Raw genomic sequence first — 18,820 nt, 5'->3', positions numbered from 1 at the left:
GGGGGCGGGCCCGCGTCCCGCGCGGGGCCCCGCTGTCGGCCGCACCCCGCGGGGCGGGGGCCCGCCCGACGGTGATCGTGCCGTGGTTATGCGGTGGTGAGCGCCCGCCGTGGACGGGACGCGGTCAGCAGGCCGCCGCCGCCCAGGACCAGGCCGGCGCCGAGCGCCAGCAGCAGCGCCACCGGGGTGCCGGTCACCGGCAGGCCGCCACCGCCGCCCGCGGCGATGGTGAGTGCCAGCTGCATGTAGCGCGGCTTGCCGTCGAGGCCGGTGCCGCTGGCGAGTAGCGAGTGTTCGCCCACGTACCCGTCGGGCAGTTTCACCGTGGCGGAGAACGTACCGTCGTCCTCGACGGTCGCCGAGCCCAGCGTCACCGGCTCCGAGTAGATCGCGAGCAGCACCGTGCTGTAGGGCTGGTAGCCGGTACCGGAAATGGTGATCGAGTCGCCGGCGGCCGGGTCGGCGCCATCCAGGTCGGACCGCATCGGGGGCGCGCCGTCCGGGATCGACGACGGCAGCGGGATGGTCAGCTTCGCCGCCGCGCGTCCGGGCTCGGACATCACGTCGCCGATGGCGTAGGCCGTGATCGTGTACGCCGTGCCGGCCGGCAGGTCGTCGACCGTGCAGGTCAGCGCGTCCCGGGGTTCGTCCCAGCAGCCGGTGCCCCAGTTCTCCGCCCCGATGCCGCCCATGTACTTGATCGGCACGCCGAGGGCGCTGGTGACCGGTTTCCAGGAGATGGTGATCGCGTTCGGGCCGCTCAGCTTCGCGGTCACGCCGGTCGGCGCGGGCGGGGTCTCGGGCAACGGGGTGGCGGCGACGGTCGCGCCCTCCGACTCAGGGCCGGCGGTCTTCGCCACCACACTGACCGTGTACTCCCGGTAGGTCAGGCCGGTCAGCGCGCAGCCGGTGGTCGACTGGCAGGACACCGGCTCGCCGCCGACCGGCGTCGCCGTGGCCACGTAACCGGTCACCCCGGGGCTGGGCGACGGCCCCCACGCCACGGTGAGGCCGTGCAGCGTCGGCGTCGCGGTGACCGCGACCGGCGGGGCCACCGGGACGTCCGCGTCGGCGTCGGCGTCCGTCCAGCTGCCTTCGTCCTCGCGGTACTCGACCGCATAGCTTCCCGGCGGCACCTCGGTGAGCTGGCACGAGCCGCTGGCCGTGGCGGTTTCGGCGCACTCGATGGTGGTGTCGCCATTGAGCCGGAAGCCGACGGCGGCGGTGTTCTCGTCCGGAAGCGTCCAGGCGATCGTCACGGTTGCCGCCTGACCGTCGACGGTCACGTCCACCGAGGTCGGGACGGACCGCGCCTGAGCATCGCCGGGCCGACCATCGCCGGGCCGACCATCGCCGGGCCGACCATCGCCGGGCCGCCGATCGCCGGGTCGACGATCGCCGGGCCGACGATCGCCAGGCCGAGCGTCGCCGGGCTGGGCGGCGGCGCGGCGGGCGGCGGCGCGCCTGGCCTTCGCTGCCTTCGCCGACTCAGCCTTAGCCGCAACCTTCCGGTCGCCGTCAGCTTTGCCGGCGTTGGCGGCCTTGCCGGCCTTGGCGGCCTTGGCGGCCTTGCTGGCGGCGTCCGTCTTCCGGGCGAGGCTGTCTCCAGCTGTCGCCGTTGCTGTTGACGTAGCTGTCGCCGGCCCGACCGCCGTGGCCGGAGCCGCCTGCACCCCCACGACCGCCGCCACCGCCAGCACCCCGACGGCATACCGCAGCGCCCGCCGGCCGCCCCGCTCCACCGACATGACCTTGTTACGCAAATCGATCCCCCGCTGCTTCGCCCGGGCGAAGGACTGCACCCGGCTCCACGCGAAGGCTAGAAGAAAAAATCGGGCGAAACAGTCGAACCGCTACATTCGGCGGGCCCGTAGTGCTTCCGCCACCGACCAGGCCTGGAACGGGCAGCCGGTGGCGGCGTGCGGGGCGTCGCCGTCCGCGGTCTCCGACACCGAGCCGATGCCGTACTCGCCGAGGTGGCCGTCCGCGTCGCACAACGTCTGGTCCGCGGAGACGCCCAACCGGGCCCACGCGGCCACGTACGGGCCGGTGAGCCAGGGCCAGACCGTCCCGGTGTGGTACGCCGTGTCGCGTTCGGCCGGCGTGCCCCGGTGCCGGCCGCGGTATCCGGGCTCGCTCGGCGCCAGGCTGCGCGGGCCCAGCGGTGTCATCAGGGCGGCACCGATGCGCTGAAGCACGGCCGGTTCGGGGCGCAGCGGCGCGTACGGCAGCGACCAGGCCAGCAACTGGTTCGGCCGCAGCGTGGCGTCGTCGCCGCCGGGGCCGTCGAGCACGTCGTACAGCCAGCCGGTGGGTGCCGGGAAGCGGCGGGCGAACGCGGCGAGCGCCGCCGGGTGGGCCCGTTGCGCGGCCCCGGCGCCGGTCCGGGCCTGCCAGGCCAGCTTGATCACCACGGCCAGCGCGTTCACCCACAGGGCGTTGATGTCCACCGCCTTGCCCGCCCGGGGGGTCACCGGCACCCCGTCCACCCTCGCGTCCATCCAGGTCAGGGCCTCCCCGGCGGCACCTTGGCGGAGCAGGCCGTCGGCCGGGTCGGCGCCGATGCCGTACCGGGTGCCGGCCAGGTGGGCGTCCACCACCCCGGTCAGCGCGGGCAGCAGCTCGGCGGCCAGGTCGGTGTCCCGGGTGGCCGCCACGTGCCGGCCCACCGCGTGCAGGAACCACAGCGTGCCGTCGGCGGTGTTGTACTCCACCGTGCCGGTGTCGGCGGTGTTCGCCAGCATGCCCTCGGACAGCGTGCCGGCGTACCCGCGCAGCAGGTCACGCCCGAGTTCGGCGCGGCCGGTCGCCAGGAACAGGCCCTCGTAGCTGATCATGGTGTCCCGGGACCAGGCGCCGAACCACGGGTACCCGGCCACCACGTCCGGCCCGGCCGGGGTCCGCACCACGAACGCGTCGGCGGCCAGCGCCAGGGTGGCCTGGGCCTCGTCGGCGGGGGAGGCGGCCGCCACCACGGCCCGGTTGCGCACCCGGGCGGCGGCCACCACGTCCGGCGCCGGGGGTGGCGGGTCGTCCAGGTCGCCGGCCCAGGCGGACACCGACACGGTGGCCCCGGGCTGGCGGAGTTCGGCGTGGAAGCTCCCGGCGTACCAGAGATCCTCGGTGGGGGTGAGCCCGCGGGCCGCCTCCTCGCGGTGCCGCACCCCGCGGTGCCAGACACCGGCCGGGCGGAAGTCCGGGCCGCGCAAGCGGTACGCGTGCTCCACCACGCAGCCGTCCGCGGTGGTCGTCACCCGCGGCGGCGGCCCGTCCGCGGTCCGCTCGCCGTGCACGTCGCGCCAGGTGACGAGCGCCTCCACGGCCAGGCTCACCGGGCCGCCGGCGAGCAGCCGGTGCACCACCGCCAGGCTGGGCCGCCCGTGCCGCATCGCGAGCGTGCGTTCCAGCACCACGTCGCCGACCCGCCAGCGCCACCGGGGCAGCCCGTCCACCAGCTCGAAGCCGGCCAGCAGGCGGTGCCCGCGGGGCGCCACGGTGTGGTCCGCCCACTCGTGCGTGCCGAGCCGGGCCACCCGGCCGGACGGCCAGGTCAGCACGGCGTCGAGCGCGGCCAGGCCGAGGTGCCGCCGGGCCGGGTCGGCACCGGCCACCACCAGCAGACCGTGGTACCGCCGGGTCCGCAGGCCGCTCACCGTGCCGGTGGCGTACCCGCCGCACCCGTCCGGGATCAGCCACTCGCGGGCGGTGCCCTCGTCGAGATGACCGCACACCGCAGGGCCGAACGCGAAACGCCGCATGATCCTCCGATTAATCTTCACCACATGTGCCGGTGACAAACTCAGTGTCGTCGACGGCGGAGGAGAAGGTCGAACTATGGGGGTGAGCACCGGCGTGGCGGAGCGTGAACGCCTGGCCCAGGCCGACTCTGGTGCGCAGCCGTGGCGGGTCTGGGGTCCCTACCTGGCGGAACGTGCCTGGGGCACGGTGCGCGAGGACTACAGCGAGCACGGCACCGCCTGGGACTACTTCCCGCACGACCACGCCCGGTCCCGGGCGTACCGGTGGAACGACGACGGCATGGCCGGGGTGTGCGACGACCGGCAGACGTTCTGCTTCGCGCTGGGGCTGTGGAACGGCCGGGACCCGATCCTCAAGGAGCGGATGTTCGGCCTCGGCGGCGACGGCGGCAACCACGGCGAGGACTGCAAGGAGTACTGGTGGTACCAGGACTCCACGCCCACCCACTCGTGGATGCGCTGGCGATACCACTATCCGCAGGCCGCGTTCCCGTACAACGACCTGGTCCGGGTCAACGGGCAGCGGACCCGGGAGGAACCGGAGTACGAACTGGTCGACACGGGCGTCTTCGACGACGACCGGTTCTGGGCGGTCACCGTCGACTACGCCAAGGCCGGCCCGACCGACATGTGCATCGAGATCACCGTCGCCAACCGCGGCCCGGACGAGGCAACCCTGCACGTGCTGCCCACGCTGTGGTTCCGCAACACCTGGTCGTGGGGGCTGCCGGGGCGGCACGCCGTACCGTCGATCGACGGCACTCCGGGCCGGCTGCACGGCCGGCACCGTACCCTCGGCTCGATCGTGCTGGACGGCGAGGGCGAACCGCCCGCGCTGATGTGCGACAACGAGACCAACGCGCAGCGCCTGTGGGGCCTGCCCGGCACCACCCAGTACCCGAAGGACGGCATCAACGACCACCTGATCACCGGCGCGCCCACGGTGAACCCGGCCGGCGTCGGCACCAAGGGCGCGCTGCACTACCGGGTCACCGTGCCGGGCGGCGGCAGCCGGCAGATCCGGCTGCGGCTGTTCCGCAGCGAGGACGACCGGCCGCCGGCCGCCGACCTGGGCGAGGGCTTCGCCACGGTGGTACGCGACCGCGGCGCCGAGGCGGACGCGTTCTACGCCGAGCTGATTCCCGCCGCGGCCGGCGACGAGGAGGCCGCCGTGGCGCGGCAGGCCATCGCCGGGCTGATGTGGGGCAAGCAGTTCTACCACTTCGACGTCAAGCAGTGGCTGACCGGCGACCCGGGTTCGGCGCCGCCGCCACCGGGCCGCCGGTACGGGCGGAACAACGCCTGGTGGCACATGAACAGCTTCGACGTGGTCTCCATGCCGGACCCGTGGGAGTACCCGTGGTACGCGGCCTGGGACCTGGCGTTCCACGTGGTCACCATCGCCCGGGTGGATCCGGGCTTCGCGAAGAGCCAGCTGCTGCTGTTGCTGCGCGAGTGGTACATGCACCCCAACGGCCAGATCCCCGCGTACGAGTGGGCGTTCGGCGACGTCAACCCGCCGGTGCACGCCTGGGCCGCGCTGAAGGTCTTCGAGATCGACGGCGGGCGGGACTTCGACTTCCTCGCCCGGGTCATGCACAAGCTGCTGCTCAACTTCACCTGGTGGGTGAACCGCAAGGACGTCGGCGGCAACAACGTCTTCGAGGGCGGCTTCCTCGGCCTGGACAACGTCGGCCCGTTCGACCGGTCCGCGGCGCTGCCGGTGGCCGGGGTGCTGGAGCAGTCCGACGGCACCAGCTGGATGGCGATGTACGCGCTGAACCTGCTGGACATGTCGATCCGGCTGGCGCTGCACGACCCGACGTACTCGGACATGGCGACGAAGTTCTTCGAGCACTTCGCGTACATCGCGGGTGCGGCGTACCGGCAGGGTCTGTGGGATTCCGAGGACTGTTTCTTCTACGACGTGCTGCGGCTGCCGGACGGGCACCGGCTGCCACTGAAGGCCCGGTCCATCGTGGGCCTGCTGCCGCTCGCGGCCACCACCCGCCTCACCGCCGGCACGCTGAACCGGCTGCCCGAACTCGGCGCGCGGCTGCGCTGGATGCTGGCCAACCAGGCGGACTACGCCGACGTGATCAGTGCCCGCCGGTTGTCGCCGGACGGCCGGCAGCAGCGCCTGCTGTCCATGGTGGGCCAGGACCAGCTGTTGCGGATCCTCGCCCGGATGCTGGACCCGGAGGAGTTCCTGTCCGACTTCGGGTTGCGCACGCTGTCCCGGGCGCATCTGGACAAGCCGTTCACGGTCTCGCTGGGCGGCTCCGACTTCACCGTCGGGTACGAGCCGGCGGAGAGCACCAGCGGCCTGTTCGGCGGCAACTCCAACTGGCGCGGTCCGGTGTGGATGCCGGTGAACTTCCTCCTCATCGAGGCGCTGCGGGAGTTCGCCGCGTTCTACGGCGACGACCTGAAGGTGGAGTACCCGACCGGCTCCGCCACCAAGGTCTCGCTCACCGAGGTGGCCGACGACCTCTCCCGGCGGCTGGTGTCGCTGTTCGTGCCGGACTCATGGGGACGGCGCCCGATCTACGGCGCCGCAGAGAAGTTCCAGACCCACCCGGACTGGAAGGACCTCATCGTGTTCCCGGAGTACTTCCACGGTGACAACGGTGCGGGCCTCGGTGCCTGGCACCAGACCGGCTGGACCGCCCTGGTCGCGGACCTGATCCTGACCCTGCACCGGCGGTGAACCGGACGGGACGCCGAGGTGGGCGAGCGCCTCGTCGACGGTCCGGCCGCGCGGCAGCGACTCGATCCACTCGCGCCAGATGTCCCGGTCCCGCCGCCACGCGGCGAGGTAGTTGAAGCACAGCGTCGGGGTGATCCGGTGCAGGCTGGCGCGTGCGGCCCGCAGTGATGCGGCGATCTGCTGCCGGCGGAAGGCGGTCAAGTCCTGCTGCCGCGGCAGGAGCTGCAGGAGGTGCTCGATGATCCGGGCCCGGTCGGCCAGGAACCTGGTCCAGAACGTGTGGTCGCCGTCGGCCGTGGTCAGGCCGGCCTCGATCAGCGCGAAGACCCCTTCGGCCAGGCAGTCGCCGAACTCCTCGGCGCCGGCCCGGGTGGGATTCGCGTACGGGTCGAACTTCGCCTGCGCGAACCGGCCGGACACCGCGCACTTGGCGAGTTCCGCGGAGTTCAGCAGGAAGAACCAGTCCTCGTTGTACACCTCGGGGAAGAAGGAGGTGGTGCGGGCGGCGGTGTACAGCATCGCGCCGGACCCGATGAACGTGCCCTGCCGGCCGCCGGTGTCGCGGATGGCGTGACAGACCACCGAGTTGTCCGGGAACCCGACGTTGTCCATGCCGACCACGTCGTACAGGTCGAGCAGGGTGGCGGCCCGTTCCACGGTGTCCACGCCGAGATCGTGGATGTCGTCGTCGAGCGCCAGGATGCGCCGCCATCCGGCCATGTGGGCGACGGCGAGACCGAGGTTGCGCTTGGCGGGCGTGTCCCGGCGGTAGCGGAACGGCGTCTCCGCCAGGAGCGCGGTGGTGAGTAGCCGGGGCAGCGTGTGCACGGTCCGCATGTCGACCGGGTGCACGGTGGCGCCCGCCTGCCGTGCCGCGGCCCGCACGTCGGCGGCCTCCGTCCGATGACTGCACAGCACGAGCAGGGGGCAGCCCAGGCCGGCCGCGAGCGCCATGGCGGGCTGCAACCGGCTGCCGTGCCGCGAGGCGGGTACGACGATCCCGTCGATCCGGGTGCGACGGGTGGCGACTGGCGGCCGTTCGAGCAATTGATCATGGAATGGCGACTGTGCGGGCCTAGGGCGTGGCGGTGGAACGCTCATCCCCGGCCTCCGGCCACTCGTGTAGGCGAATGTCGTCCCGCGTCCAGTCCGGAACGACCACTTCATTGGCGACGATCTTCACGCGGCAGACGATGCTATAGGTGTCGGCCGGGGGAAATCTACGGGCGATGTAGGCCGCGTTCCGCTCCTGGATCTTCGGATCGGTCAGGGCCCGCACCACCCCGTAGCTACCCCGGCTGTACATGCCGTTGAAGGAGGTCAGGGTCCGGGCGTGATTATAGGGATTCGGTGCGCGGAGAAAGTGCGCCACGTCCTCCTTCAGCGTGGTGTTGCCATGCTCCCGGATGAGTTTCGGTTTCAGATCACGACGCCGCGATCCGCCGCCCACCGAGAATCCGCCGGGGTCGTCGTCGCTGGGCCGCAGCAGTTGCTTCACCGGTACGTGCTCCAGGTCGGACAACGCCGCGGCGGTCACCTCGTTGAAGTCCACCCCGCCGAGCGCGATCAGGTGCGCGGTGAGGTCGTCGGTGGACAGCTCCCGGACGATGCCCACGGTGACCGGGTTGACCGGGTTGAGCCAGCGGACGTACGGCAGCAACTCGATCAGGGCGTCGAGATCCGCGTACTTGTAGGACTCGATGTAGTCGGGGTGGTGGGACCGGGCCCAGCCGAACTGGGAGCGGAGACGTTCCGGCAGCTCGGAGCAGACGATGGTGATGGCTTCCCCGGGCGGGTACTGCAGCGGGCTGGTGGCGGTGACCACGGTCGCGGTCCCGTCGGCGTGGTCGCGCAGCGCCAGCAGCTCGCGGCGCAGCTTGACGTAGGAGGCGCGCTCGGCGTCGTCGAGGTCGTCCTCCGCCGGCAGCTGCGGTTTGCCGTTCAGCGCGGTGCCGGCCCGGGCGAACAGCCGCGCGTAGGCGTCGATCCGCTCGTCCGGCGGCGGCGTGCCGTGCTCCCAGGACGAGACGAGCGGCACGCTCACGCCGAGCGCACGACTCAGCCGCGACTGGGTCAGGGGCTGGCCGGCCCAGCCGCCGGTGCGCAGGTCTCTGAGGCGGTCGGCGAGCGGGGTGACGGAGGGCATCGATGCCGCTCCCTTCAGAAATTTCAGTGCGTTGCCGCTGAAGCTCAGCGAGCAGACTAAACCCGGTTTGCGGCGAGTATGTGACCGGACTCGACGGAACGCGGCATAGTCGGCCCAGGCGCCAGAAAGGACGAATCCGACCGTCTACTTCAGCCGGTCGCTGAATATTAGGCTGAGCGTACAGCGACTGCTGAAGTTGCTACCTCGGACGAAGAGGTGATGGCGATGCCGATTACCGACCGTCTGCCACGAGGGCGTGGCCCGCCGCTCAACGGATCGTCCGTCTGGATCCGCGCGCACCGCTTCGGTGCGGAAGAAGAGAGCACCCCCGGATTGCGGCCGGAGGTGCTCGGCAGACACATCTCTTCGCCAGGGAAGGCCTGCATTCACATGACCATAACGCCGGAACTCGCCGACGTACATCAACTTCCTGTTTCTCTTCTGGCTGGTCAGGCAACCGGGCAGGCGCCGAACGACGTGTTCGGCGTCATCGCCGTGGTGGTCGTGATCATGTTGCTGGGGTTCGCCTTGGACGGTTTACGCACCGTAGTGTCCAGTCTCTGGGCGATGTCCAGGCTGTTGTTCTCGGCGCTCGGCGTGGCGATCTCCCTCGTCGCCGCGCTGGCCGTTCTGATCGGGGCGGTGATCGTGGCGATCATCGGTGACTGAGGTACCCGACGTGTCCCGGCCGGCGGCCGGGACACGGCCCGGCTAGCCAGGTCCCGGACGTTCGGATTAGCTGTGTCGATGGAGGGCGAGGTCCGGGTCGCGGAACCGGGCGACCTCGACCGGTTCGCCGACGCCTTCGGGCCGGAGCAGTACCACCTGTTCCGGAGCCGGGCGTCCCAGTGGCGGCGCGGACTGGGCGAGATCCTCGTCGCGCTGCGGGACGGTCGTCCGGTCGGCGCCGTCTTCGTGTCCTGGGACGTCGCCGACGAACCCGCGGTGCGCAAGTATCTGCCCGGCGTGCCGGTCATCTTCCATCTCCACGTGGCGGCGGCGCATCGCCGTCAGGGCGTCGGCACCGGGCTGATCCGGGCGGCCGAGCGGCGACTGCGCGGTCGGGGCCACACCCGTGTGCTGCTCGGCGTGGACGAGTCCAACCGCGCGGCGCGCCGGTTCTACCTCCGGCTCGGGTACGTTCAGCCGGACGAGCCCGCACTGCGCGGCCTGCACGCCCCCGCCGAGACGTACGACATCCTCGTGGCCGACCTGAACCGGGCCTAACATCGACGGCATGGAATACGGCGTCGGATACTTCCCCACCCATGACGGCATCGGACCCGGCCCCCTCGCCCGCAAACTGGAGGAGCGCGGCCAGGACGCGCTCTTCTTCGCGGAACACACGCACATCCCGGCCAGCCGGGAGACGCCCTGGCCCGGCGGCGCGGACCTGCCGCGCAAGTACTGGCACACCTACGACCTGTTCGTGGCGCTGACCGCGGCCGCGTCCGCGACCAGCCGGCTGCGGGTCGGCAGCGGCGTCTGCCTGCTGATCCAGCGCGACCCGATCGTCACCGCCAAGGAGGTCGCCAGCATCGACCACCTGTCCGGCGGCCGGATGGAGTTCGGCGTGGGTGCCGGCTGGAACCGCGAGGAGATGGCCAACCACGGCACCGACCCGCGCACCCGGATGGCGTTGCTGGGCGAACGGATCCAGGCGATGCAGGCGATCTGGAGCCAGGAGGAGGCCAGCTTCGCCGGGGAGTTCGTGAGCTTCGACCGGATCTGGTCCGCGCCCAAGCCCGCCCAGAAGCCGTGGCCGCCGGTCTACATCGGCGGCGGCGGGCCGACCGTGCTGGACCGCGTGCTGGCGTACGGCGACGGCTGGTTCCCGCAGTGGCACGACCGGGACGTGCTCGCGCGGATCGCCGAACTCACCGCCCGCGCCGACCGGCACCTGCAGGTCCAGGTGCTCAGCGTGCCGCCCGACCCGAAGGTGCTGGAGCAGCTGGAGCGCGCCGGCGTGCACCGCGCGTCGATGTGGCTGCCGTCCGGGCCGTGGAGCGTGGTGGAGCGCGGCCTGGAGCGATGGGAGCAGGCGATCAACGAGGTCACCGGCGGATGACGCCGGCCGAGCGATTCGCCGGTGCGCGGGTCGCCCGGCTCGCCACCGTCGACGACACCGGCGCGCCGCATCTGGTGCCGATCGTGTTCGCGCTGGTCGGCGACGTCATCCACACGGCGGTCGACGCCAAGCCGAAGCGGCACCGGCGGCTGCGCCGGCTGGCGAACATCGCGCACGAGCCGCGGGTCAGTGTGCTCGCCGACCACTACGACGAGGACTGGTCCGCGCTCTGGTGGGTCCGCGCCGACGGTGTGGCCCGGGTGCGCGAGTCGGCCCCCGAGGCGGTCGCGGCGCTGGCCGCGCGCTATCCGCAGTACCGCGGGACGCCGCCGCCGGGACCGTTCGTGGCGATCGAGGTGCTGCGCTGGTCGGCCTGGCCGGTGTGACGTCCCCCGGTCACGGCGGGCCGGAGTCCAGGATCTGCCGGACCCGGTCGAGCAGCGCCGCCTCGGCGAACGGCTTGGCGATCAGCGCGACGTCCGGGCCCAGCGTGCCGTCTTCGGTCAGCCCCGGGGCGTACCCGGACATGAACAGGATGCGGACCCGTGGCTTCAGCGCGGTCAGCGCCTCGGCCACCAGCGGCCCGTTCAGGCCCGGCATGACCACGTCGGTGAGCAGCAGGTCGACGTCCTCGACGTGGCGCCTTGCGAGGGCCACCGCCGCGGCGCCGTCCTCGGCGGCCAGCACGCGGTACCCGTGCCGTTCCAGGATGCGCCGGGTGACCTCGCGGAGCGCCGGTTCGTCCTCGGCCAGCAGGATCGTCTCGTCGCCGCCGCGCCGGGCGGCCGGCGCCGGGGCCTCGGCCGCGGACGCCGGGGCCTCGTCGGTGGCCGGCAGCAGCACGGTCATCGTGGTGCCCCGCCCGGGTTCGGAGTCGACCCGGACCTGACCGCCGACGTTGGTGACGATGCCGTAGACCGTGGCCAGGCCCAGACCGGTGCCCGCACCGAGCGGCTTGGAGGTGAAGAACGGCTCGAAGATCCGGTCCGCGGTCTCCCGGGTCATGCCCACGCCGGTGTCGGTCACGTCCAGCCGCGCGTACCGGCCGGGGGACACCGCGAACCCGGCCGCGGCGTGCTCGTCGAGGGTGACGTTGGAGCCGGAGACGGTGACCCGGCCGCCCGTGGGCATCGCGTCGCGGGCGTTGACCACCAGGTTGACCAGGATCTGTTCGAGCTGACCGGAGTCGATCCGGACCCGCCACAGCCCGGGTTCGGTGGCGGTCCGCAGCTCCACGCGCTCGCCGATGGTGCGCAGCAGCAGCTGTTCCACCTCGGCGACGACCGCGGCGATGTCCAGCACCTCGGGCTGCGCGATGTCGCGCCGGCCGAACGTCAGCAGCTGCTGCACCAGCCGGGTGGCGCGCTCGGTGGTGCGGCGGATCTGGTCGACGTCCTCGCCGGTCCGCTTCCAGGTCGCCGGATCGCGGGCCGCCGCGGCGGCCACGTCCTCGGCGACGAACTCCAGGTAGTTCACGATGACCGCGAGCAGGTTGTTGAAGTCGTGCGCCACGCCGCCGGCGAGCTGGCCCAGCGACTCCAGCCGCTGGGCCTGGTGCAGCCGGCGCTCGTACAGGTCGCGTTCGGCCTGGGCCTGGGCGTGCTCGCGGGCGGTCTGCAGTTCGAGCCGCTCGGTGATGTCGTGCATGAAGGCGTGGAAGTGGCGGTCGGCGCCGACGCCGACCTGCCAGATGGACAGCTCGACCGGCAGTTCCCGGCCGGACCGGTGCAGCGCGGGCACCTCGACCCGGCGGCCGGTCAGCCGGGGCCGGCCACCGTCCAGCAGCCGGCGCAGCCCGGTCCGGTGCGCGTCCCGCATGGCCGGCGGGATCAGCGTCTCGGCCAGAGGCCGGCCGATCACCTCGTGCCGTTCCCACCCGAACACCTGCTCCGCGCGGTCGTTCCAGTCGGTTATCAGGCCGTCGACGTCCATGCTCACGAACGGGTCGCCGGCACTCTGGATGATCAGCCGGCTCTGGTCCTGCTGCCACCGCATCTGCCGTTCGCTGTGCCGCAGCGCCTCCTCGATCCGCTTGCGCTCGATCGCGTGCCGGATGGCGCGGGCCAGTTGCTCACCGTCGACCGTGCCCTTGACCAGATAGTCCTGGGCACCGGCGCGGAGCACGGCGACCATCAGGTCGCGGTCGGGCCGGCCGGAGAGCACCACCAGGGGTACGCCGGACACGTCGCGGCGCAGTTCCTGCACCGCGTCGTACCCCTCGGCGTCGGGCAGGGACAGATCCAGGAGTACGCAGTCCGCGCCGCGCGCCCCGAGATGGTCGCGCGCCGGGCCGAGCCGGGTGAAGTGCTCGACCACGAACGTCTCGTCGGCCGCCTCGGACAGCAGCGCCTCGACCAGCGCGGCGTCGGCGGCCTGGTCCTCGACCAGGACGATGCGCACGGTGGCGCCGGGCGGGCTCACCGGGCCGCCGGGAGGGTGAAGGAGAACGCCGCGCCGCGGCCGGGCGCGGACTTCACCCAGATCCGTCCGCCGTAGCTTTCCACGATCTTCTTGCAGATGGACAGCCCCATGCCGGTGCCCGGGTACTCGTCGGCGGTGTGCAGCCGCTGGAACACCACGAAGACGCGCTCGTGCTGGCGCGGATCGATCCCGATGCCGTTGTCCCGCACCGTGATCCGCCAGAACGCGCCCTCCCGCTCGGCATGTGCGTGCACCACCGGGGCGTCCGCGCCACGGTACGTGATCGCGTTGCCGATCAGGTTCTGCAGCAGCTGGTTGGCGTGCAGTGCGGTCACCCGTACCTCCGGAAGGTCGTCGCGGTCGACCCGCGCACCGGCTTCGGCGATCGGGGTGTGCAGATTCGCCACCGCCTCGTCCCAGGCGGTGTTGAGCGGCGTCGGTGCCGCCGGGACTTCCGCGCTGCTCATCCGGGAGTAGGCGAGCAGTTCCGTGATCAGCTGGGACATCCGTTTCGCGCCGTCGGCGGCGAACCGGATGTACTCCCGGCCCTGGTCGTCGAGGCGGTCGTCGTAGCGGCGCTGGAGCAGGCCGAGGAAGCTGCTCACCGTGCGCAGCGGTTGCTGCAGGTCGTGCGAGGCGACGTAGGCGAAGCGTTCCAGTTCGCCGTTGGACCGGGCCAGCAGCCGTTCGCTCGCCCGCAGCTTCGCGGTCATCTGGCCGGCCAGCGTGACGGCCCGGGTCCGGGCCGAGGACAGCGCCCAGAACAGCCAGGCGGTGAGGCCGCTGAGCAGGACGCCGACGATCGCGATGGTGATCGGCGCGGCGCTCTCCAGACCGGAGGAGAGCGACGCCGAGGGCCGGTAGTGGATCTCCCAGCGCCGGCCGCCGACGTCGAGCGTCAGGACCACGCCGTCGGTCGCGGCGGCGTCCCGGTCGCCCCGAGGCAGCAGGTCGGCCGGCGCGGCGGGTGTGGGGTCGGCGGCCAGTCCCCGGTCGTAGACGGCCAGCGAGCGCTCCGAGACCCTGGTCGGCCCCAGCACGCCGGCCAGCAGGTCGCCCATCCGGAACGCGGCGTACTCCACCCCCGCGAACGCCGCCCGGCGCTGGTCGACGGTCGCGGTGGGCAGACCGGTCCGGTACGACGGCACCATGATCAGGAACCCGGTCTGGCGGCCGGTCTCCTGCACCAGCGTCACCGGCGCGGTGGCCGCGGCCCGGCCGGTGTCCCGGGCCCGCTGCACCGCGGCGCGCCGGGCCGGCTCGGTGAGCAGGTCGAATCCCAGCGCCGGCTGGTTGCCGTCCTGCGGTTCGACGAAGCTGATCGGGGCGTACTCCGCACGCTGCCCGGAGGGATGGATCGAGAAGCGGGGGTACGGCAGGCGGCTGGCCGTGATGTCGCGCCGGACGGTCACCTCATAGTCGGCCCGGGCCGGGTCCGCGACCAGCGGGGCGAAGCCGATCACCTGGATGCCGGGGTAGCGGCGCCGGATGTCGAGGCGGGCGACGTACCGGTGGAACTCGAGGTGGGTGACCGCGGTGCTGGCGCTGCGCAGGCCGCTGGTACCGATCAGCATCTCCTGGTACTGGTCGAGGCGCCGGTCGATGAACTCGCGGGCGTCGGCGGCCTGGACCGCGGCCTCGCGCTCCTCGCGGTCCGCGACCAGCACGCCGCACCACACCGAGGCCGCCACCGTGAGCCCGAGCAGGGGCACCGCGACCAGGGCAGCGCGGAGGGCGCCGTACCGGCCCGGCCGGTCCGCCACCGCTGATCTCGCCGCCCGAATTCCCCGTTTGATACCAGAAATATAACTTTCGCGCTATCCCGTAGGTGGGAAAGCCCGGTTCGCGGACTCGCGGGTTCTGAGTACGACGACTCAATCGCGGCCCGGCCTGCGAAGACGAGGATCAGGACGTGACCTACCCGTGCCCGTACTGCCGTACCGAAGCCGACGTTGCCACCGGATGCCCCGGCTGTGGCCGCGGACCCGATCCGGACGCGGCCGCCGTGGTCCGCCTGGACGCCGAGATCGGTGTGCTCACCGCACGCCTGGCGGCGGCCCGGCAGGCTGCCGAGGCGTTGGACGGCGAGCTTCGCGACGCGTGGCAACGCCGGCACACCGCGGCGGCCCGCGTCCGCGCGGCCGTCGCGGCCGCCGCTCGCCGGGCCGCTCCGGCCGCCGGCCCCGCGTCCGGGCCTGTCGCCGGTCTGGGGTCCGGGCAGGCCGGCGGGCCGGGTGGCGGCGGGCCGGGTGGCGGCGGGCTGGTTGGCGGCGGGGTGCGCCGGCCCGAGACGTCCGCCCGGCTCGTGCAGAACGCGCTGTTCCTGCTCGGCGGTCTGCTGCTGGCGGTGGCGGCGATCGTGTTCACCGCGGTGGCCTGGTCCCAGTTCGGCCTCGGCGGCCGGGCCGCCCTGCTCGCCGGCTTCACCGCGGTCGCGCTCGCCGTTCCGCCGCTCGCGCTCCGCCGCGATCTGCGCGCCACCGCCGAGACGTTCGCCGCGCTCGGCCTGCTGCTGGTCCTGCTCGACGGGTACGCCGCCTGGTACGTGAACCTCTTCGGCGTCGCCGACTACTCCGCCTACGGGTACGCGGGCGCGGTGTGCGCGGTGACCGCCGCGGTCGCCGCCGGATACGAGCACGTGACCGGTCTGGCCGGCCCCCGCTACGTGGCGCTGGTGATCGCGCAGCCGGTGCTGCCCCTGCTGGTGGCGCCGCTCGACCCCGACCCGGCCGGCTGGTCGTTCACGCTGGCCGCCGTCGCCGCCCTCGATGTCACGGTCATCTATTTTCGGGGACGCGGATGGGCCGGAATCAGTATCACGGCGTACCTCTGCGGTCTCCTTTCTATCGCGTGGTCCGTACTCGGAGCGCTGATCGCCCTGGCGGTCGCGTCGACCGTGGCCGAGGCCGCGCTGGGCGGGACCGCCCTGGTGACCGCCGTGCTGGTGGTGACCGCCGCGGCGGTACTGGCCAGGGTGGCGGTCGCCCAGGCGGTGGCCGGCGGACTGATCGTGGTCGCGCTGGCCGTCGGCGGGGCGCGGGTGCTGAACCTCGCCAACGGCGAGTACGCGCCGGTGCTGATCGCCGCGCTGGTGGCCGGCCTGGCGTGGGCCGCGGTCGCGGTTCGGCGGGTGCTCCCGGCGGTGGTCCGGCGCGGCCCGTGGGCCGGTGCCGTGGCCGTCGTCGTGGTGCCCGCCGCGGTAACGCTGATCGTGGTGGCGTTCGCCGCGTCCGGTGCGGTGGAAGCGGCCCAGCCGTTTCTCGGCGCCGATCCGGGCCGCGCGGTGGAGCGGAACGGCTTGCAGTTTCCGGCCGTGGTGGCCCTGGTCGCCGCGGCGGTGGTCGCTCTGCTGCCGGTGGGCCTGCGTCGCTGCGGCGTGATCGGGGGTGTGGCGGCGCTCGGCCTGACCGTGCCGGCCGGGTTCGGGTTGGCCTGGTGGTCCGTGCCCGCGGTGGATCTGCTGGTGGTGGGCGCGGCGGTGGCGCTCGCGGTCCGAACGGCGACACCGTCCGGTTCTCCGGCCGCAGGGTCTTCGGTTGTGGGGTCTCCGGCGGCGGGGTCTTTGGCTGATGGGTCTGGCGGGGCTTCTCCGGTCGGGTCGGCCGGGGTCGGTGGGTGGCGGCCGGGAGGTGCTGGGGCGCGTGCGGTGCCGGGTGCCGTGGTCTGGTTCGGCGCCGTCGCCGCGATGCTGGTCGCGCATGCCGTGCTGACCGGATTCGGCCGGGCCGCGGTGGCCGCCGCCACGCTCGGTGCGGTCGCCCTGATCGGCACCGCGGCGGCGGCACTGGCCCGGCCCGAGCGCCGGGGGGATGCCGGCGCGGTCTCGCTCGCCGGGGGTCTGCTCGCCGTACCGGCCGCCGTCTGGGCCCTCACGGTGGCGTTGTCCGTGCCGGCGGTCTGGCAGACCCGGGCGGTACTCGCCTCGGCCGCCGCGCTGGTGGTCGTGCCGTTCCTGGTGCACCGTGCCGGGACGGCGTACCGGCGACCCGCCCACGTCGCCGTGCTGCTCGGGCTGATCACCGCGCCGCTGTGGGCACTGGAGTCCGGTGACTCGCCCGGCATCTACGCGGCCGTGGCCTTGCTGCTGACCGCCGTCACCGTGCCGCTCCGGCCCGGGGTCGCGGTGCCCGCCGCGCTGCCCCTCGGGTTCGCCCTCGTGCTGGCGGTCGCGGAGAGCGTGTGGTCGGTGCTGGTGGCACCGTACGGCTGGTTCGGCGCGGTGTGGGACGGCCGCCCGGCCGGGGTAGGTCTCGACCCGGCCGGACTCGCCGACGTGGCCCCGGACGACACGGTCGCCGTGGCGCTGGCGGCGTTGGTGGCCGTGGTGCTGCGGGGCGCACCGGCGCTGCTGTGGTCGGGGGACGGTTCGGCGGTCTCCGGGCAAGGTGGCGGTTCGGCGGTCTCCGGGTCGGGTGGCGGTTCGGTGGTCTCCGGGTCGGGTGGCGGTTCGGCGGTGGCGTGGCTGCGGGTGGCGGTGGGGAGCGCCGTCCCGGTGGTGATCGTGGCCGGGCCGATGGCGGTCGCCGCGGCAGGGGTGCGGTGGCCGGGGGTGCCCGCGGTGAGTCTGCTGGCGGGTCTCGCGGTCCTGCTGACGCTGGCGTTGCGACCGCCGGCCCGGGACGGGATCACCGCGGCGGTGTGCGCGGGTGTTGCCGCCCTGGCCGCCGGTGCCGGGCTGGCGGGCGCGCTGCCGACACACGCCTCGACGCTGGCGGCCCTGGGCGGTGTGCTGGTCGCCGGTGCGGTGGCCGGCGTGGCGGGGCGGGCCATGGGCGTACGGATCGTGGGCTGGCTGGTCGCGGTGGTGGGCAGCTTCGGGCTGGCGTTCACCGTGGGCCGGGCCTGGGATCTGGCGCTGACGCCCACCGCCTTCATCGTCCTCGGCGCCGCGGCCGCGGCGCTGGCGCTCGGCACCATCCTGGCCGGCCGCCGGACACCTGCGGACCGGACCGAATCCGGGGCGGCGGCCCTGGACGGGATCGGGACCGGGTCCGGGGCGGTGGGCGCGGATGCCGGCCCTGGTGGCGTCGGGGGATCGCGGGCCGGGCGGCGGGCTTTGGAGGGCCGGGTCGTGCAGGCGGCGGCGCACGCCGGGGCGGTGGTGGCGGTGCTGTTGGCCGCCGGGTCCGTCCGGGCCATGGCCGTGGTCTGCACGTTGTGGGGTCTGGCGCTGGGGGTGCGTGCGCTGTGGCCGGGGGAGCGCACCGTGGTGCGGCACGGGCTGGTCGTGGCCGCGGCCGGCGCGGAACTGCTCGGCTGGTGGCTGCTCGTGGCGGACGCCGAGGTGGCGATGCGGGAGGCGTACACGCTTCCGGCGGCCGCGGTGGCGCTGCTGGCCGGATGGCTGGCGTGGCGGCGGAGGCGGGAGCTGAGCAGTTGGGCCGCGTACGGGCCGGCGCTGGCCGCGGCGCTGCTGCCCACATGTGCGTCCGTGCTGGTCGACGACGGGGCGCCGGTGCGGCGGCTGGTGCTCGGCCTGGGTGCGCTGGCGGTGCTGCTGGCCGGCGCGTACGCCCGGTTGCAGGCGCCGGTCGTGGCCGGCGGGGCGGTGCTGGCGGTCACCGCCGTCCATGAGCTGGCCCTGGTGTGGGACCTGTTGCCGCGCTGGATTCCGCTGGCCGTGGCGGGGCTGCTGCTGGTCGGGCTGGCCATGACGCTGGAACGACGGCGGCGGGACCTGTCCCGGGTCCGGGCCGCACTGACCCGGATGAACTGAA

Annotated in this window: 11 protein-coding genes; 6 read left to right on the top strand and 5 right to left on the bottom strand. The window is 73.3% G+C overall.

Features of this window, described 5'->3' with window-relative positions; translation table 11 throughout:
- Positions 1 to 86: 86 nt before the first annotated feature.
- Positions 87 to 1,286, bottom strand: a complete 1,200-nt coding sequence (locus LDL48_RS37700; protein ID WP_225259955.1) for a fibronectin type III domain-containing protein — start codon at positions 1,284 to 1,286, stop codon at positions 87 to 89.
- Positions 1,287 to 1,853: 567 nt separating this feature from the next.
- On the bottom strand, positions 1,854 to 3,758 hold the full coding sequence (locus LDL48_RS37695; RefSeq protein WP_225259954.1) for an amylo-alpha-1,6-glucosidase: 1,905 nt from the start codon (positions 3,756 to 3,758) through the stop codon (positions 1,854 to 1,856).
- Positions 3,759 to 3,834: 76 nt separating this feature from the next.
- On the opposite strand from LDL48_RS37695, the gene LDL48_RS37690 reads away from it, so the two are divergent.
- Positions 3,835 to 6,468 carry an MGH1-like glycoside hydrolase domain-containing protein gene (locus LDL48_RS37690; protein ID WP_225259953.1) on the top strand — a complete coding sequence of 878 codons (2,634 nt, stop codon included), beginning with the start codon at positions 3,835 to 3,837 and terminating at the stop codon, positions 6,466 to 6,468.
- A 1,075-nt stretch (positions 6,469 to 7,543) separates the two neighbouring features.
- On the opposite strand, the gene LDL48_RS37685 is transcribed toward LDL48_RS37690, so the two are convergent.
- Positions 7,544 to 8,614: a helix-turn-helix domain-containing protein gene (locus LDL48_RS37685; protein ID WP_225259952.1), complete on the bottom strand. Its 1,071-nt coding sequence runs from the start codon at positions 8,612 to 8,614 to the stop codon at positions 7,544 to 7,546.
- A gap of 219 nt (positions 8,615 to 8,833) precedes the next feature.
- Here LDL48_RS37685 and LDL48_RS37680 point away from each other — a divergent pair, with 219 nt between their 5' ends.
- From LDL48_RS37680 to LDL48_RS37665, 4 genes are all read left to right on the top strand, one after another.
- The gene (locus LDL48_RS37680) at positions 8,834 to 9,283 is read left to right on the top strand and encodes a hypothetical protein (protein WP_225259951.1); all 450 of its coding nucleotides are present in this window, start codon (positions 8,834 to 8,836) and stop codon (positions 9,281 to 9,283) included.
- A gap of 78 nt (positions 9,284 to 9,361) precedes the next feature.
- Positions 9,362 to 9,841: a GNAT family N-acetyltransferase gene (locus LDL48_RS37675; protein ID WP_225259950.1), complete on the top strand. Its 480-nt coding sequence runs from the start codon at positions 9,362 to 9,364 to the stop codon at positions 9,839 to 9,841.
- 10 nt (positions 9,842 to 9,851) lie between these two features.
- Complete coding sequence (locus tag LDL48_RS37670; protein WP_225259949.1) at positions 9,852 to 10,682, top strand: LLM class F420-dependent oxidoreductase; 831 nt, start codon at positions 9,852 to 9,854, stop codon at positions 10,680 to 10,682.
- The gene (locus tag LDL48_RS37665) at positions 10,679 to 11,068 is read left to right on the top strand and encodes a TIGR03668 family PPOX class F420-dependent oxidoreductase (RefSeq protein WP_225259948.1); all 390 of its coding nucleotides are present in this window, start codon (positions 10,679 to 10,681) and stop codon (positions 11,066 to 11,068) included. The genes LDL48_RS37670 and LDL48_RS37665 overlap by 4 nt, the downstream gene beginning before the upstream one ends.
- Before the next feature lie 10 nt (positions 11,069 to 11,078).
- Here the strand turns inward: LDL48_RS37665 and LDL48_RS37660 are convergent, their stop codons facing one another.
- Together LDL48_RS37660 and LDL48_RS37655 are read right to left on the bottom strand one after the other, a co-directional pair.
- On the bottom strand, positions 11,079 to 13,103 hold the full coding sequence (locus LDL48_RS37660; protein ID WP_225259947.1) for a hybrid sensor histidine kinase/response regulator: 2,025 nt from the start codon (positions 13,101 to 13,103) through the stop codon (positions 11,079 to 11,081).
- The gene (locus LDL48_RS37655; RefSeq protein ID WP_225259946.1) at positions 13,100 to 14,866 is read right to left on the bottom strand and encodes a sensor histidine kinase; all 1,767 of its coding nucleotides are present in this window, start codon (positions 14,864 to 14,866) and stop codon (positions 13,100 to 13,102) included. Before LDL48_RS37655 ends, LDL48_RS37660 begins: the two co-directional genes overlap by 4 nt.
- A gap of 149 nt (positions 14,867 to 15,015) precedes the next feature.
- Here LDL48_RS37655 and LDL48_RS37650 point away from each other — a divergent pair, with 149 nt between their 5' ends.
- A complete protein-coding gene (locus tag LDL48_RS37650; protein ID WP_225259945.1) occupies positions 15,016 to 18,819 on the top strand; it encodes an SCO7613 C-terminal domain-containing membrane protein in 3,804 nt (1,267 codons plus the stop codon).
- Position 18,820: the final 1 nt, after the last annotated feature.

The organism is Jidongwangia harbinensis (assembly GCF_020216025.1).
Classification (GTDB): domain Bacteria; phylum Actinomycetota; class Actinomycetes; order Mycobacteriales; family Micromonosporaceae; genus Actinoplanes; species Actinoplanes harbinensis.
Note: the sequence above shows the minus strand (reverse complement) of the source record. Positions and strands in the feature narration are given on the sequence as shown.